Origin of the sequence: Pseudomonas sp. SCB32 (assembly GCF_009189165.1) — a bacterium.
In the GTDB taxonomy this organism is placed as follows: Bacteria; Pseudomonadota; Gammaproteobacteria; order Pseudomonadales; family Pseudomonadaceae; genus Pseudomonas.
Genome location: NZ_CP045118.1, coordinates 961208 through 977905, shown reverse-complemented (window position 1 = coordinate 977905; position 16698 = coordinate 961208). Strand labels below are relative to the sequence as shown.

Annotated in this window: 11 protein-coding genes; 8 read left to right on the top strand and 3 right to left on the bottom strand. The window is 65.4% G+C overall.

From position 1 onward, the window contains the following. The first annotated feature begins 44 nt into the window (after window positions 1-44). The 3 genes from GA645_RS04655 to GA645_RS04645 all read left to right on the top strand — a co-directional run bounded on the left by GA645_RS04655 (window position 45) and on the right by GA645_RS04645 (window position 2930). A complete protein-coding gene (locus GA645_RS04655) occupies window positions 45-1265 on the top strand; it encodes an RtcB family protein (RefSeq protein ID WP_152220395.1) in 1221 nt (406 codons plus the stop codon). Window positions 1266-1420: 155 nt separating this feature from the next. Beyond that, the gene (locus GA645_RS29250; RefSeq protein WP_372239778.1) at window positions 1421-1606 is read left to right on the top strand and encodes a hypothetical protein; all 186 of its coding nucleotides are present in this window, start codon (window positions 1421-1423) and stop codon (window positions 1604-1606) included. Between the two features lie 298 nt (window positions 1607-1904). Further along, window positions 1905-2930 (top strand): cytochrome-c peroxidase, encoded by a 1026-nt coding sequence (locus GA645_RS04645; protein ID WP_152220393.1) that lies wholly within the window; start codon window positions 1905-1907, stop codon window positions 2928-2930. Window positions 2931-3185: 255 nt separating this feature from the next. Here GA645_RS04645 and gdhA read toward each other — a convergent pair whose 3' ends face one another. Further along, on the bottom strand, window positions 3186-4520 hold the full coding sequence (gene gdhA, locus GA645_RS04640) for an NADP-specific glutamate dehydrogenase (RefSeq protein WP_152220391.1): 1335 nt from the start codon (window positions 4518-4520) through the stop codon (window positions 3186-3188). Between the two features lie 215 nt (window positions 4521-4735). Between gdhA and GA645_RS04635 the strand changes: the two genes are divergently transcribed. After that, on the top strand, window positions 4736-5032 hold the full coding sequence (locus tag GA645_RS04635) for a hypothetical protein (RefSeq protein ID WP_256676066.1): 297 nt from the start codon (window positions 4736-4738) through the stop codon (window positions 5030-5032). A gap of 67 nt (window positions 5033-5099) precedes the next feature. Here the strand turns inward: GA645_RS04635 and ettA are convergent, their stop codons facing one another. Next, window positions 5100-6764: an energy-dependent translational throttle protein EttA gene (gene ettA, locus GA645_RS04630; RefSeq protein ID WP_152220389.1), complete on the bottom strand. Its 1665-nt coding sequence runs from the start codon at window positions 6762-6764 to the stop codon at window positions 5100-5102. A 393-nt stretch (window positions 6765-7157) separates the two neighbouring features. On the opposite strand from ettA, the gene GA645_RS04625 reads away from it, so the two are divergent. Both GA645_RS04625 and glyA read left to right on the top strand, forming a co-directional pair. Beyond that, entirely contained in the window at window positions 7158-11324 is a 4167-nt protein-coding gene (locus tag GA645_RS04625) for an EAL domain-containing protein (RefSeq protein ID WP_152227906.1), read from the top strand. A gap of 368 nt (window positions 11325-11692) precedes the next feature. Continuing rightward, window positions 11693-12946 (top strand): serine hydroxymethyltransferase, encoded by a 1254-nt coding sequence (gene glyA / locus GA645_RS04620; protein WP_152220387.1) that lies wholly within the window; start codon window positions 11693-11695, stop codon window positions 12944-12946. A 293-nt stretch (window positions 12947-13239) separates the two neighbouring features. On the opposite strand, the gene GA645_RS04615 is transcribed toward glyA, so the two are convergent. After that, a complete protein-coding gene (locus GA645_RS04615; protein WP_152220385.1) occupies window positions 13240-13731 on the bottom strand; it encodes a hypothetical protein in 492 nt (163 codons plus the stop codon). Window positions 13732-14009: 278 nt separating this feature from the next. Between GA645_RS04615 and GA645_RS04610 the strand changes: the two genes are divergently transcribed. Both GA645_RS04610 and trmA read left to right on the top strand, forming a co-directional pair. Beyond that, the gene (locus GA645_RS04610; RefSeq protein ID WP_152220383.1) at window positions 14010-15305 is read left to right on the top strand and encodes an NCS2 family permease; all 1296 of its coding nucleotides are present in this window, start codon (window positions 14010-14012) and stop codon (window positions 15303-15305) included. A gap of 226 nt (window positions 15306-15531) precedes the next feature. Then, window positions 15532-16617 carry a tRNA (uridine(54)-C5)-methyltransferase TrmA gene (gene trmA / locus GA645_RS04605; RefSeq protein WP_152220381.1) on the top strand — a complete coding sequence of 362 codons (1086 nt, stop codon included), beginning with the start codon at window positions 15532-15534 and terminating at the stop codon, window positions 16615-16617. Window positions 16618-16698: the final 81 nt, after the last annotated feature.

The following is a 16698-nucleotide window of genomic DNA, read 5'->3' as shown; positions in this document are numbered from 1 at the left end:
GGTTCCGGCGCACAATAGGTCGTCGCGTGAACGCCGGAACCCCCATGAGCAGCAAGACTTACCAACTGCTGGAAGTTGCCAAAGGCAAACCGATCAAGCTGTGGACCACTGGAGTGCCGGTGGAGGACGACGCTCGCCAGCAGTTGATGAACACCGCGAAGATGCCCTTCATCTTCAAGCACCTTGCCGTGATGCCGGACGTGCACCTGGGCAAGGGCTCGACCATTGGCAGCGTGATCCCCACCAAGGGTGCGATCATCCCCGCCGCCGTAGGTGTGGACATTGGCTGCGGGATGATCGCCGCACGCACCTCGTTGATGGCGGCCGACCTGCCGGACAACCTGCACGGCCTGCGCACCGCCATCGAGAGAGCCGTGCCCCACGGCAAGACCTTCGGCCGCCGCGACCAGGGCGCCTGGGAGCATGTGCCGGATCACGCCGATGACGCCTGGAAGGCGCTGGCCGGCCGCTTCAGAGCGATCACCGACAAGTACCCGAAGCTTGAGAAGACCAACAACCGCCATCACCTGGGAACGCTCGGGACCGGCAACCACTTCATCGAAGTCTGCCTCGACGAGGCAGACCGCGTCTGGTTCATGCTGCACAGTGGGTCGCGCGGCGTGGGTAACGCCATCGGCAACCTGTTCATCGAGCTGGCCCAGGCCGATATGCGCCAGCACATCGCCAACCTGCCGGACCGTGACCTGGCCTACCTCGAGGAAGGCAGCCAGCACTTCGACGACTACGTGGAAGCCGTGGGCTGGGCCCAGGACTTCGCCCGGCAGAACCGCGAGCTGATGATGCGCGCGGTGATCGCAGCGGCGCGGCAGGTCATCCGCAAGCCGTTCGAGGCCAGCCTGGAAGCGGTGAACTGCCACCACAACTACGTGCAGAAGGAACGTCACTTCGGCGAAGAGGTTCTGGTGACGCGTAAAGGCGCGGTGTCCGCGCAGAAGGGCCAGCTCGGCATCATTCCGGGGTCGATGGGCGCCAAGAGCTTCATCGTCCGCGGCCTCGGTAACGAGGAAGCGTTCTGCTCGTGCAGTCACGGTGCCGGCCGGACCATGAGCCGGACCAAGGCCAAGAAGCTGTTCACCGTTGAAGACCAGGTGCGCGCCACCGCCCACGTCGAGTGCCGCAAGGACAAGGACGTGATCGACGAGATCCCGATGGCTTACAAGGACATCGACGCGGTGATGGACGCCCAGCGCGAACTGGTGGAAGTGCTGCATACCCTGCGTCAGGTGGTGTGCGTGAAGGGGTAACGCACGATCATCCGGAACGCCCGGCAGTACATTGCGATCACGCTGCCCTGACGCTCTCCTCACCCCCTGCCGCCTGGATTGCCATCACGCCACACTGTCGATGGCCGGCCCCTCTATCCGGCGTGTGCGCCCGCCCTTCGGCACACGGAGCCCCTATGGCGCCCCGCGCCATACTCATCCTGCTTCTGCCGCCGCTCGCCGGCTGCGAGACCACCCACACGACGCTGATCGACCAAGGCTATCGGCCCGCCTATGCCGACGGCTTCGACGACCGCTGCGGCAGTGGCCGCCAGGCGGAGGGGGCGATCATCGGCGAGCTCCGCAAGAACCGGCCGCGCTAACTGGTAGACCAGCAGTAGGTCCTGGGCTGGGGCGATGCTTTTCAGCAATACCAGGGGCCAGTGCGTCAGCCAGGAGCGCCAGCGTTATGAGGCGCAGCGTAATGGTGATCGTGACCGCGACTGGGAGCAGGAGAAAGACCCTGTGCTGTCTCGCGCCCTGCACGGAAACTGAGACTGCCGCAACAGTTCGAGGTAGACACTCCCGCCTACTTGACGCCAGTCAAACCCGCCGCACACCGGCTGGCCTCTCCTAGGACTCAGAGCGAATGACCAACAGCCTGAGAAAGGAGAACTCTCCATGCCACCACTGAAACGGATCCTGGGCACTCTGATGCTGGCCGCCAGTACCTCGGCCGCCTATGCCGACACCCTGCTCGACAACGCCAACGGCATCTTCAAACCGATCCCCGCGCAACCCAGCGAGACGCTTGCCCCCGATCAGGTCGAACTGGGTCGGCAGCTGTTCTTCGAGCCACGCCTGTCCGCCAGCCAAGTGATCAGCTGCAACACCTGCCACAACATCGGCACCGGTGGCGCCGACAACGTGCCGACCTCCAGCGGCCACGCCTGGCAGAAAGGCGCCCGCAACTCGCCCACGGTGTTCAACGCGGTCTTCAACGTCGCGCAATTCTGGGATGGCCGCGCCAAGGACCTGGAGGAGCAAGCCAAGGGGCCGGTGCAGAATCCGGTGGAAATGCACAACACGCCGAAGAACGTCGAAGCCACACTGAGAAGCATGCCCGAGTACGTCACGGCGTTCGGCAAGGCCTTCCCCGGCGAGCAGCAGCCAGTCAGTTTCGACAACATGGCGCGGGCCCTGCAGGCATTCGAGTCAACCCTGATCACCCCCGACTCACGCTTCGACCTGTACCTGAAGGGCGACGACAGTGCGCTCGATGCCAGGGAGAAGAAAGGCCTGCAGACCTTCATGAGCTCAGGCTGCGTCAGCTGCCACAACGGCGTGAACCTGGGTGGCCAGGCCTACTTCCCGTTCGGCCTGGTGAAAAAGCCCGATGGCAAGGTCCTGCCCAGCGGCGACAAGGGGCGCTTCGAGGTGACCAAGACCAGGAGCGACGAGTACGTGTTCCGCGCGGCGCCATTGCGCAATGTCGCCCTCACCGCACCGTACTTCCACAGCGGACAGGTCTGGAATCTGGAGGAAGCCGTGGCAATCATGGGCACCGCGCAGCTGGGCAAGCAGCTCAGCGCCGAGGAAGTCGGGGATATCGTCGCCTTCCTCAAGACCCTCAGCGGAAAGCAGCCTAAGGTGGAATACCCGCTGCTGCCGCCGAGCACGGCGACCACGCCGCGACCGGTGGATTGAGCCACGCCGGACTGCACTCGCAGGAGCGGACTCCGTCTGCGATGTTCGTTCGCTCGGGCCATCGCGGACAAGTCCGCTCCTACGTTGTTTTCTGGGTCCCCGCGTTCGCGGGGAAGACGTGTACAGAGTGGTGGTGCATGAAACGTCACTGCCGCGAACGCGGGAGCCCAAAGACAGTTACTCCTAAAAAAGCAGCGGCAGCGGCCGGAATGAAAAACGGGCCCATCGGGCCCGTTTTTCATGCTGCAGGCGAGATCAGACCACGCCCTGCGCCAGCATGGCGTCGGCAACCTTGACGAAGCCGGCGATGTTGGCGCCCTTCACGTAGTTGATTCGGCCATTCTCTTCGCCGTAGGAGACGCAGGCATGGTGGATGTTCTGCATGATGCTGTGCAGCCGTTGATCCACCTCGCCGGCGGTCCACAGCAGGCGCATGGCGTTCTGGCTCATTTCCAGGCCGCTGGTGGCCACGCCACCGGCGTTGGAAGCCTTGCCCGGTGCGTAGAGGATGCCGGCCTCGATGAAGATATCCACAGCCTCCAGGGTCGACGGCATGTTGGCGCCTTCGGCGACGCAGACGCAGCCGTTGGCCAGCAGGGTGCGCGCATCGTTGGCATCCAGTTCGTTCTGGGTCGCACAGGGCAGCGCGATGTCGCAGGCGAGCGACCACGGACGCTGGCCGGCGAGGAAGCGCAGGCCCGGGCCGGTCATCTCGCTGAGACGGCCGCGACGGACGTTCTTCAACTCCATCACCGCTTCCCACTGTTCCAGGATCATCCCGGCCTCGAAGAACAGGGTGCCTTCGGAGTCGGACAGCGAGATCACCTTGCCGCCCAGTTCCATGACCTTCTGCGCGGCGTACTGGGCCACGTTGCCGGAGCCGGAGATGGCCACGCGCTGGCCGTCGAAGCCGCTCTCGCGGGCCTTGAGCATTTCCTGGGCGAAGTACACGCAGCCATAGCCGGTGGCTTCCGGGCGGATCAGGCTGCCGCCGTAGGCCATGCCCTTGCCGGTGAGCACCGAGGTGAACTCGTTGGACAGGCGCTTGTACTGGCCGAAAAGGTAGCCGATCTCGCGGGCACCCACGCCGATGTCACCGGCCGGCACGTCGAGGTCTGCACCGACATGGCGGAACAGCTCGCTCATGAACGACTGGCAGAAGCGCATGACTTCGGCATCGCTCTTGCCCTTCGGGTCGAAGTCCGAGCCGCCCTTGCCGCCGCCCATGGGCAGGGAGGTCAGGGAGTTCTTGAAGACCTGCTCGAAGGCGAGGAACTTCAGCACGCCCAGGTTCACCGAAGGATGGAAGCGCAGGCCGCCCTTGTACGGGCCGATGGCGCTGCTCATCTGCACGCGGAAACCACGGTTGACTCGCACGCGACCGGCGTCATCCACCCAGGGCACTCGGAACAGGATCGCGCGTTCGGGTTCGACAATGCGTTCGACGATGCCGGCCTGCAGGTAGTGCGGGTTGGCTTCGAGGAAGGGCCAGAGGGAGCGCAGCACTTCTTCCACCGCCTGGTGGAACTCGGGCTGATCGGGGTCGCGCCGCTTGAGGCGCTCGAGGAACGAGTCAACGGATTGCGTCATATCTCACCGGTACTTTTCTGGTTATTTGATGCTTTTTGCCGGCAGACTCTAACAATCCACGCCGCACTGAGATAGTGCAGCGTGACGCTTTTATGAATCTTTGTGGTGCAAAAATATAAATTCACAGACTGCCGAATCGGCAGAAAAACAGATTTTTGTATACAAAATCAATAGACAATCGAAACAATCAAAATCAGCCGATCAGGATGATCCCGATGTCCACACGTTCTGCTGCACTCCTCGTCGCTCTGGCTTGCTGCCTCGCTCCGACCGCCCTCGCGGCCATGAAACTGGGCAATTTCACCGAATCCGGTGCACTGGTCGTGGCGGATACATTCGACAGCGAAGTGATCCACAAATCGACGTTCAGCACCGACGACCTGCAGCGCATGTCACGCCAGCTGGAAGAGCAGCAACGCACGTTGCAGGACCAGGCGCGACAGATCGACACGCTGCAGCGCCAGCTGGAAGAACAGCGCCGCGCCCTGGACGATCTCAAGCGCAGCCGCTGAGCCCGGCCGGTAAAAAGCCTGGAAACGAAAACGGGGCCCGAAGGCCCCGTTTTCTTTGGGAAGCGGCTTACGCCAGCTTCTTGTAGCGCACGCGGTGCGGCTGCGAGGCAGCGTCGCCCAGGCGTTTTTTACGATCGGCTTCGAACTCGGTGTAGTTGCCTTCGAAGAAGACCACCTTGCCGTCGTCCTCGTAGGAGAGGATGTGGGTGGCGATGCGGTCCAGGAACCAGCGATCGTGGGAAATCACGATGGCGGCGCCGGGGAAGTCCAGCAGCGCTTCTTCCAGCGCACGCAGGGTTTCCACGTCGAGGTCGTTGGACGGTTCGTCGAGCAGCAGCACGTTGCCGCCCTGCTTCAGGGTCAGGGCCAGGTGCAGGCGGCCGCGCTCACCACCGGAGAGGTCCTTGACGAACTTCTGCTGGTCGCCGCCCTTGAAGTTGAAGCGGCCGACGTAGCTGCGCGACGGGACTTCGTAGTTGCCGATCTTGATCTGCTCGAAGCCGTCGGACACCTGTTCCCACACGGTCTTGTTGCCTTCGAGGATTTCGCGGCTCTGGTCGACGCTGGCGATCTGCACGGTTTCGCCGATCTCGATGGTGCCCGAGTCTGGTTGTTCCTTGCCGGTCAGCATGCGGAACAGGGTGGATTTACCCGCACCGTTGCCGCCGATCACGCCGACGATGGCGCCCTTGGGAATGCTCAGCGACAGGTTGTCGATCAGTTCGCGGTCGCCGTAGCCCTTGCAGACGTTATGCAGCTCGATGACCTTGTCGCCCAGGCGCGGACCTGCCGGGATGTAGATCTCGTTGGTCTCGCTGCGCTTCTGGAACTCCTGCGATTGCAGTTCCTCGAAGCGTTGCAGACGGGCCTTGGACTTGGCCTGACGGCCCTTGGCGCCCTGGCGTACCCACTCCAGTTCAGCCTTCATGGCCTTGGCGTGGGAGGCTTCCTGCTTGGCTTCCTGGGCCAGGCGGTTGGCCTTGGATTCCAGCCAGCCGGAGTAGTTGCCTTCGAACGGGATGCCGTGGCCACGGTCCAGTTCCAGAATCCAGCCGGCGACGTTGTCGAGGAAGTAGCGGTCGTGGGTGATCGCTACCACGGTGCCCGGGAAGTCGTGGAGGAAGTGTTCCAGCCAGGCGACGGAGTCGGCGTCCAGGTGGTTGGTCGGTTCGTCCAGCAGCAGCATGTCGGGGGCGGACAGCAGCAGGCGGCACAGGGCCACGCGGCGCTTCTCACCACCGGAGAGGTGCTCGATCTTCGCATCCCACGGCGGCAGGCGCAGGGCGTCGGCGGCGACTTCCAGCTGGCGCTCCAGGTTGTGACCGTCGGAAGCCTGGAGGATGGCTTCCAGCTTGGCCTGCTCGGCGGCCAGGGCGTCGAAGTCGGCGTCCGGCTCGGCGTAGGCGGCATAGACTTCGTCCAGGCGGGCCTGGGCCTGCTTGATCTGGCCTACGGCTTCTTCGACGATGTCACGTACGGTGGCCTGCGGGTCGAGCTTGGGCTCCTGCGGCAGGTAACCGACGTTGATGCCGGGCATCGGGCGGGCTTCACCTTCGATCTCGGTGTCGACGCCAGCCATGATGCGCAGCAGGGTGGATTTACCCGCACCGTTCAGGCCGAGCACGCCGATCTTGGCGCCGGGGAAGAACGACAGGGAGATGTCCTTGAGGATTTCACGCTTGGGCGGTACGACTTTGCCGACCCGATGCATGGTGTAGACGTATTGAGCCATGGATACCTGACTTCTGGGATGAATAGTGATCGGAATGGGCCGGAACGGACTGCGGCAGGTTCCGGATCGCCGGCGCTGCTGGCCGGGTACGGTGGAGCGATCCCACCGGCGGGCGCGAAGGGCCGGTTCAGAGCCTTCGCGCGAATCGTGGCGCGGTCGTTTCACCCGCGCGCGTGCGGCAAAGCTACCGGAATGGGCTGGGAAGGGCAAACGACGCTCGTCGGCCGTACTGGCACATAGCCGCACTTCCGGGCATCCTAATCATGCCGAATTCCGCCGTATCGCCCCCCAGGTAACAGGTCCTTGTCTACAACACCCCGTTCATCCCCGGACTCCCTGGCCAGGCCTGGCCGCGTGGCGACCCGGACAGCCTTGTTGCTGCTGGTGTTGCTGATGCTCGGCCTGCTGGCCTGGCAGCTGCACCAGGAGTTCCGCAGCCAGGAGCGCTTCGAGCGCGAACGGGTGGTGCTGCACGGCGAGCAGCTGGCCCAGCGCATCTCCCTGACCCTGGAGCTCAAGGCGCTTGGCGCGCAGGCCCTGCTCCGGCAGCGCGACGATCGCGGCGACATCGACGGCGAACCCGCCCTGATCAATGGACTGCGCCGCATCTATCCCTCCTTCCATAGCCTGGTGCGCCTGGACGGCAACGGCCTGCCGCTGCGCGACTCGGCGATCGGTTTCAAGGACGCGGCCTTCATCGCCGCCATGCGCCAGCGCGCCGGCCGCCAGACCTATCACTACGCCTTCAGCGAAGACAACGGCGGCGTGTTCTACATCTGGCTGGGCGCCACCGTGTCCGGCGAAGGTGACAGCGTCATCCGCCTCGACGAGCGGCAGGCTCGCCGCAGCTGGGTCGCACAGATCCGCCCGGATGCACCGCCGTGGATTCTCGAGGACCAGGTACGGCAAAAGGTCCTCGGCCGCTCCAGCGGTTCCCGGCCCGGCCCGCTCACCGCCGCCTCGCCGCTGGAACAGGCGCAGAGCCTCACTGGGCTGCCGATCCAGAACACCGACTGGCAACTGCACCCGCTGTTCGATGCGCAGCGCGTGCGCACCGCTCTGCTCCCGCGCCTGGTCGGGGAGCTGGCGCTGCTGCTGTTACTCGCCGGCGTCACCGGCGCCGCCCTGCTGCGCCTGCAACGCGAGCAGCAGAACCTGCGCGCACTGACCGCCGACTCCCAGCAGCGCCTGCGCCAGGCCGCCCAGGCCCTGGGCGCCATCGACGAGCGCGTATTGGTGACCCGCGCCGACGGCCGCCTGGCCTACCTCAACCCGCAGGCAGAACAGCTGTTCGGCATCCAGGCCGACCAGGCCGCCGACCATCACCTGCTGGAACTCCTGCCGGGGCTGGGCGCGCAACTCAACGGCGACACCACCCTCCCGGACAGCGGCAGCACCGAGCTGGTCCGGGTCAACCACACAGGGCAGGCACGCCTGTTCGCGGTCAGCCGCCGCCCGCTGGACGACAACCCCCTCGCTTCCGAGCTGCCCTGGGTCCTGCGCGGCAACCTGCCACAGGGCGGCCAGGTCTGGGTATTGCGCGACGTCACCGAGGAGCAGCAGGCGCTGCACATCCTCGAAGAGACGCGCCGCCGCTACCAGGACATCTTCGATGGCGTTGGCGTGGCCCTCTGCGTCCTCGACCTGTCGGCACTGCGGCAGAGCCTGGTGGACCTCAACCTGCGCCGGCAGAACGACCTGCAGGACTGGATCGCCTCGCAACCCGAGCGCCTGCCCGGGCTGCTGCGCCAGGTGCGCATCACCGAGATCAACAACGTCGCCAAGCGCCTGATGGGTGTCACCACCACCGAGCAGGCGTGGCAGATTCTGCTCGGCAGCGCCGGCATGCGGCCGGACGGCGTACGCAGCAAGGTGCTCAGTGCGGTGCTTGCCGGCCACGGCTTGATCGAGCTGGAAGCCTGCATCCAGACGCGCCAGGGCGAACAACGTCATCTCTGGCTGCAACTGCGCGTGCCGGAGATGATCCAGGATTTCCACGCGGTCACCCTCAGCCTCTCCGACATCACCTCGCGCAAGCAGGTCGAGCTGTCGCTGGTCGAGCGCGAGAAGTTCTGGTCCGACGCGGTGCGCGCGGTGCCCGATACCCTGTACATCCACGACATCGCCGCGCGCCGGGTGATCTTCAGCAACCACAACCTCGGCTACCAGCTCGGCTACAGCGCCGACGAACTGCGCGCGATGGGCGAGCGCTTCTGGGAAAAGGTGCTGCACCCGGACGACGTCGAGTACTACTGGCGCGTGCGCAATCTGCAGCAGGTGGTGGGCGATGGCCTGCTACTCGACAGCCAGCTGCGCTGGCGCCACCGCGATGGCAGCTGGCACTGGTTCGACATCCGCGAACAGGCCTTCACCCGTGACGCCGCCGGCCGCGTGGCCCGGCTGATCGGCGTGGCCAAGGACATCACCGCCACCGTCGAGGCGCACAACTCTCTGCGCGAAAGCGGCCGCCGCTACCGGATGCTGGCCGAGAGCATCAGCGACGTGATCGTCTCCACCGACGCCCAGGTCAAGCTCAACTACGTCAGCCCGTCGATCCAGCAGGTGTTTGGCTACAGCGCGGACTGGGTGCTGCACAACGGCTTCCAGCAGGTGGCCGCCAACCCGGGACAGCTGGAACGCCTCTTCACCCTGCTGGAGCGGCTGCACGATGCCATCGGCGAGCCCACGCGCCTTGCCGAACTGCGCGAGAGCACGGCGCCACAGCTGTTCACCCTCGACTGCATACACGCCGACGGTCACAAGATTCCGGTGGAGCTGCGCATCGCCCTGATGTGGGACGACCACGGCGGTTTCGAGGGCCTGCTCGGCGTCGCCCGGGACATCAGCCAGCAGCGCCGCGCCGAGCGCGAGATGCGCATGGCGGCCACGGTATTCGAGCACTCCACCGCGGCGATCATCGTCACCGACCCGGTTGGCTACATCGTGCAGGTCAACGACTCCTTCACCCGCCTCACCGGCTATCAGGGCGAGGAAGTGCTGGACCAGCTGCCGCGCATGCTCACCGCCGACCGCCAGGAAGCCAACCAGCTCAAGCACGTGCTGGACAGCCTGCGCAAGAGCGGCAGCTGGGAAGGCGAGATCCTGCAGAAGCGCAAGAATGGCGAGCTGTATCCGTCCTGGGTCGGCATCACCGCGGTGCACGACGAGGAAGGCGACCTGGTCAGCTTCGTGTGTTTCTTCAGCGACATCAGCGAGCGCAAGGCCAGCGAGCGGCGCATCCACCGCCTGGCCTACTACGACGCCCTGACCCACCTGCCCAACCGCACGCTGTTCCAGGACCGCCTGCACACCGCGCTGCTGCAAGCCGAGCGGCACCAGCAGTGGGTGGTGCTGATGTTCCTCGACCTCGATCGCTTCAAGCCGATCAACGACTCCCTCGGGCACGCCGCAGGCGATCGCATGCTCAAGGAAGTGGCCGAGCGCCTGAGCCATTGCGTCAGCGACGACGACACCGTGGCGCGCATGGGGGGTGACGAATTCACCCTGCTGCTGCCCGGTCAGGGAAACCGGGAGCGGGCACTGCGGGAGGCGATCCAGGTGGCCGAGCAGATCCTCGCCAGCCTCGCCCGCCCCTTCACCCTCGAAGGCCGCGAATTCTTCGTCACCGCCAGCATCGGCGTGGCGCTCTCGCCGCAGGACGGCGCCGAGCTCAGCCAACTGATGAAAAACGCCGATACGGCGATGTACCACGCCAAGGAGATGGGCAAGAACAACTTCCAGTTCTACCAGGCCGAGATGAACGCCCGCGCCCTGGAGCGCCTGGAGCTGGAAAGCGACCTGCGCCGCGCCATCGAGCAGGAAGAGTTCATCCTCCATTACCAGCCGCAGTTCACCGGCGATGGCCGCCGCCTGACCGGCGCCGAGGCGCTACTTCGCTGGCAGCATCCCAAGCGCGGACTGATCCCGCCGACGGAGTTCGTCCCGGTGCTGGAAGAGCTCGGCCTGGTGGCCCAGGTCGGCGACTGGCTGCTGGAGCAGGCCTGCCTGCAACTCAAGGCCTGGCACCGCGACAAGGTGCGGGTGCCGAAGATCTCGGTGAACCTCTCGGCCCGGCAGTTCGCCGACGGCCAGTTGGGCGAGCGTATCGCCGGCATTCTCAGGGACACCGGCATTCCGCCGGCCTGCCTGGAACTGGAGCTGACCGAGAGCATCCTGATGAGCGACGTGTCCCAGGCCATGCAGATTCTCCGTGGGCTGAAGCGCCTGGGCCTGGCCATCGCGGTGGACGACTTCGGCACCGGCTATTCCTCGCTCAACTACCTGAAGCAATTCCCCATCGACGTGCTGAAGATCGACCGCAGCTTTGTCGACGGCCTGCCCCACGGCGAGCAGGATGCGCAGATCGCCCGCGCCATCATCGCCATGGCCCACAGCCTGAACCTGATGGTGATCGCTGAGGGCGTGGAGAGCCACGAGCAACTGGAGTTCCTGCGCGAACACGGTTGCGACGAGGTGCAGGGCTTCCTCTTCGGCCGCCCGGTTCCGCCCGAGCAGTTCGCCGCGCTGTTCGCCAGCAACGCGTTGTTCCTACTGGGCTGATCGCACGGCACGGCGTCCGGCTTTGCGTAGGAGCGGACTCCGTCCGCGATGTGCCACCGGCCGGCTGGGAGCCGCCGGAAATCGATCGCGGACGAAGTCCGCTACATAGTTTTCTGGGTCCCCGCGTTCGTGGGGATGACGTGTGCAGAGGGCGATGCATGACACCGTCACTCCCGCGAGCGCGGGAGCCCAAAAGACAGTTGCCCCTACGCCCGGCCCACCATCGGTGCCAAACCGCTCTCAATTCCGCGTACCGCCATGCCTTGAACCCCGCTTGTCAGCCACATGACCGCCTTTCATGTGCCAGCACCGGCGCCTTGGGTTAGAATGCGCGCCTTTCCCAGCACCCGATCCTTAAGAGGACCGCCATGTTCAGCCGTGATTTGACCCTCGCCCGCTACGATGCCGAACTCTTCGCCGCGATGGAGCAAGAAGCCCAGCGCCAGGAAGAGCACATCGAGCTCATCGCCTCCGAGAACTACACCAGCCCGGCGGTGATGGAAGCCCAGGGTTCGGTGCTGACCAACAAGTACGCCGAAGGCTACCCGGGCAAGCGCTACTACGGTGGTTGCGAGTACGTCGACATCGTCGAGCAGCTGGCCATCGACCGCGCCAAGGAGCTGTTCGGCGCCGACTACGCCAACGTCCAGCCGCATGCCGGCTCCCAGGCCAACTCCGCCGTCTACCTGGCCCTGCTGTCGGCCGGTGACACCATCCTGGGCATGAGCCTGGCCCATGGCGGTCACCTGACCCACGGCGCCAGCGTTTCCTCCTCCGGCAAGCTGTACCACGCTGTGCAGTACGGCATCACCGACGCCGGCCTGATCGACTACGACGAAGTCGAGCGCCTGGCTGTCGAGCACAAGCCGAAGATGATCGTCGCCGGCTTCTCGGCCTACTCCCAGGTGCTGGACTTCGCCCGCTTCCGCGCCATCGCCGACAAGGTCGGTGCCTACCTGTTCGTCGACATGGCCCACGTGGCCGGTCTGGTCGCCGCTGGCGTCTACCCGAACCCGGTTCCGTTCGCCGACGTGGTCACCACCACCACCCACAAGACCCTGCGCGGCCCGCGCGGCGGCCTGATCCTCGCTCGCAAGAACGAAGAGATCGAGAAGAAGCTGAACTCCGCTGTCTTCCCGGGCGCCCAGGGTGGCCCGCTGGAGCACGTGATCGCCGCCAAGGCCGTGTGCTTCAAGGAAGCCCTGCAGCCCGAGTTCAAGGCCTACCAGCAGCAGGTCCTGAAGAACGCCCAGACCATGGCCAGCGTGTTCATCGAGCGCGGCTTCGACGTGGTTTCCGGCGGTACCCAGAACCACCTGTTCCTGCTGTCCCTGATCAAGCAGGACATCACCGGTAAGGACGCCGACGCCGCCCTGGGCCGCGCCTTCATCACCGTGAATAAGAACAGCGTGCCGAACGACCCGCGTTCCCCGTTCGTCACCTCCGGCCTGCGCATCGGCACCCCCGCCGTGACCACCCGCGGCTTCAAGGAAGCCGAGTGCCGCGAACTGGCCGGCTGGATCTGCGACATCCTGACCAACATGGGCGACGAGTCCGTGGTGGACGGCGTGCGCGAGAAGGTCAAGGCCATCTGCGCCAAGTTCCCGGTATACGGCGCCTAAGCCCGAACCGCGAAACGAAAAAGCCCGGCAGATGCCGGGCTTTTTCATTGGTGCGAAAGGCGGTCCAAACCTGTAGGAGCGAGCTTGCTCGCGAACAAACCCCGCAGCGGGAGCATTTGCGAGCAAGGACTGAGCGCTCTCCTCGGCCCCTCGAAAAGCGTTCCGCGCTGAATATCGCTTCGTAGGGTGCATAACGCGCCAGCGTTATCCGCCATCGGGCCATCGGCGGATGACCTGTTCCAGGTTATTCGCCCTACGACAAACCCCGCGCCTCAGGCACCTCCATAAAGAAGCTACGGCTGCCCACCCGCCCCCTGCTCCGGTTGCACCGGCGTATCTCGAAGTTCGTTCAGCCGGCGTACCAGCGTTTCCGCTTCGGCCCGGCTGGCGAAGCCCTGGAGCAGCACGCGGCCATCGGTCACCGGACGGTCGACCTTCGGCAACAGCCTCAATTGCCCATCGATCACCACCGCCAGGGCCTTGCCCTGCTCTTCCCGGGTCAGTTTGGCCAGGCGTTGACTGGCCTCCGGCGTGAACAGCACGCGCACCGCCGGCTTGCCGTCGGCGACGCTGGCCAGTTCGGCCTGCTGCACGTCGCGCTGGGTCAGGACCGGCTGGGTCACCACCAGCACCGCCTTGCCCTGTGGGTCAGCCAAGGTGCGGGTGCCGGCCGAGGGGCGTTCGGCCAGGGTATGGACGTCGAAGCTGTGCTGCGGGGCGCTCGGCGGAGCACCGGCGCAGGCGGCCAGCAGAGCGGCGAAGAGGAGCGGTATCGAGCGTTTCATCGATTGCGAATCAGGCAGAAGGGCCGGTCAGGCCAGGATCATAGAGACTCAGACCACCCTGGTGGAACAAGTTGCACTCCCTTGGTCGGCACCCGCGACTATGCTGGATGACGAACGGATGCTGGCGGTCCGGTCAGAAATTCTCCGGCGCAGGACGAGCTGGTATCATGCGCGCCTTTTTGCCGGACACAAGAAAGCTGCATGCCCCGGACGGGCATGCGCTTTGCTTTTCCCGGCCAGAACGACAACGACGCGGACAGCGTCACGGGGAGCCAAACATGCTGGAAAAGCTGTTCCAACTCAACGCGCACAACACCAATGTGCGCACCGAGATCCTGGCGGGTATCACCACCTTCCTGACCATGGCCTACATCCTCTTCGTCAACCCGAGCATCCTCGGCGAGACGGGCATGGACAAGGGCGCGGTGTTCGTCGCCACCTGCCTGGCCGCAGCCATCGGCTCGGCCATCATGGGCCTGATCGCCAACTACCCGATCGCCCTGGCGCCCGGCATGGGCCTGAACGCCTTCTTCACCTACACCGTGGTCCTGCACATGGGCCACACCTGGCAGGTGGCGCTCGGTGCGGTGTTCCTCTCCGCGTGCATGTTCTTCATCATTTCGATCTTCCGCATCCGCGAGTGGATCATCAACAGCATCCCACTGGCACTGCGCTCGGCGATTGCCGCGGGCATCGGCCTGTTCCTCGCACTGATCGCGCTGAAGGAATCGGGCATCGTCGTCGCCAACGCCGCCACCCTGGTGGGCATGGGTGACCTGGCCAAGCCCGAGCCGCTGCTAGCGATCCTCGGCTTCATCCTGATCGTCGCCCTGGAAGCCCGCCGCGTGACCGGCGCAGTGATGATCGGCATCCTGGTGGTGACCTTCATCGCCATCGCCCTGGGCGTCACCCAGTTCGGCGGCGTGGTGTCGATGCCGCCGTCGCTGGCGCCGACCTTCCTGCAGCTGGACATCAAGGGCGCCCTGGATATCGGCCTGACCAGCGTGATCTTCGCCTTCCTCTTCGTCGACCTGTTCGACAACTCCGGCACCCTGATCGGCGTGGCCAAGCGCGCCGGCCTGATGGGCAAGGACGGGCACATGCCGAAGATGGGCCGCGCCCTGATCGCCGACAGCACCGCCGCCATGTTCGGCTCGCTGCTGGGCACCTCCACCACCACCAGCTACATCGAGTCCGCCGCGGGCGTTTCCGCCGGCGGCCGTACCGGCCTGACCGCCATCGTGGTCGCCATCCTGTTCCTGCTGGCGCTGTTCTTCGCCCCGCTGGCGGGCAACGTCCCGGCATTCGCCACCGCGCCGGCGCTGTTCTTCGTCGCCGTGCTGATGGCCTCGGGCCTGGCCGAAATCGACTGGGACGACCTGACCGTTTCCGCCCCGGTCGTGGTCACCGCGCTGGCCATGCCGCTGACCTTCTCCATCGCCAACGGCATCGCCTTCGGATTCATCACCTGGACCGCCTGCAAGCTGCTGTCCGGCCGCTTCCGCGAGCTGAACCCGGCGCTGGTGATCCTGTCCGTGCTGTTTGTCATCAAGCTGGGCTGGTACAACGCCTGATAGCTGTTTCTGGGTGATCCCCCTTCGGGCCAGCGCAAGCGCTGTTCGCGATGGAGCCGCGTCCCGCGCTCGCGGGGATGACGCAGAAACCGCATTCGCAGCGGTGGCGCTGGGCCCGAGCATCGGGCCCTACCGTCTCTCCCGCGAATGCGGGAGTCCAGCGACAATCCTGTAGCATGGGCCCGATCCCATCGCCCGCCGCCGATACATACGAGTTACCCGCCCCATGAGCAGTCCGCGTTTCGATCCCTCCCAATACGACAGCCAACTGGCCGACAAGGCCGCCCGCCTGCGCGAGCTGCTGGCGCCCTTCGCCGCGCCGGAGCCGGAGGTGTTCGACTCGCCTCGTGAGCATTACCGCCTGCGCGCCGAGTTCCGCCTGTGGCGCGAGGGCGAGGCACGCCACTACGCGATGTTCGAGCAGGGCGACAAGCACACGCCGATCCTGATCGAAGAGTTCCCCATCGCCAGCAAGCGCATCAACGAGCTGATGCCGCGCCTGAAGGCCGCCTGGGCCGAGCCGACCCTGGGCCACAAGCTGTTCCAGGTGGAGTTCCTCACCACCCTGGCGGGCGACGCGCTGATCACCCTCTGCTACCACCGCCCGGTGGACGCCGCCTGGCAAGCCGCCGCTGAGAAGCTGGCCGCCGAACTGGGCGTGAGCATCGTCGGCCGCTCCCGTGGCAAGCGTCTGGTGGTGGGACGTGACTATGTGAACGAAGAGCTGACCGTCGCCGGCCGCACCTTCCGCTACCGCCAGCCGGAGGGCGCCTTCACCCAGCCCAACGGCGAGGTCTGCCAGAAGATGCTCAACTGGGCGTTCGACGCCCTCGGCCAGCGCGACGACGACCTGCTGGAGCTGTACTGCGGCAACGGCAATTTCACCCTGCCGCTGGCCACCCGCGTGCGCAAGGTGCTGGCCACCGAGATCAGCAAGACTTCGGTGAACGCCGCCCTGGCGAATCTGGCCGACAACGCCGTGGACAATGTGACTCTGGTACGCCTGTCCGCCGAGGAGCTGACCCAGGCCCTCAACGACGTGCGCCCGTTCCGCCGCCTGACCGACGTGGACCTGAAGTCCTACGAATTCGGCAGCGTGTTCGTCGACCCGCCACGCGCCGGCATGGACCCGGAAACCTGCGAACTGACCCGCCGCTTCGACAGCATCCTGTACATCTCCTGCAACCCGGAGACCCTGGCGCAGAACATCGCCCAGCTGCACGACACCCACCAGGTCAGCCGCTGCGCTCTGTTCGACCAGTTCCCCTACACCCACCACATGGAAGCCGGTGTGCTGTTGACCCGCCGCTGAACAGGCAACGCCCAACCAAGAGTTGGGCGGCGTCTTGCGCTCAAAGGGCTAGGCTAGGGGCACAATAACCAGAGTACCGCC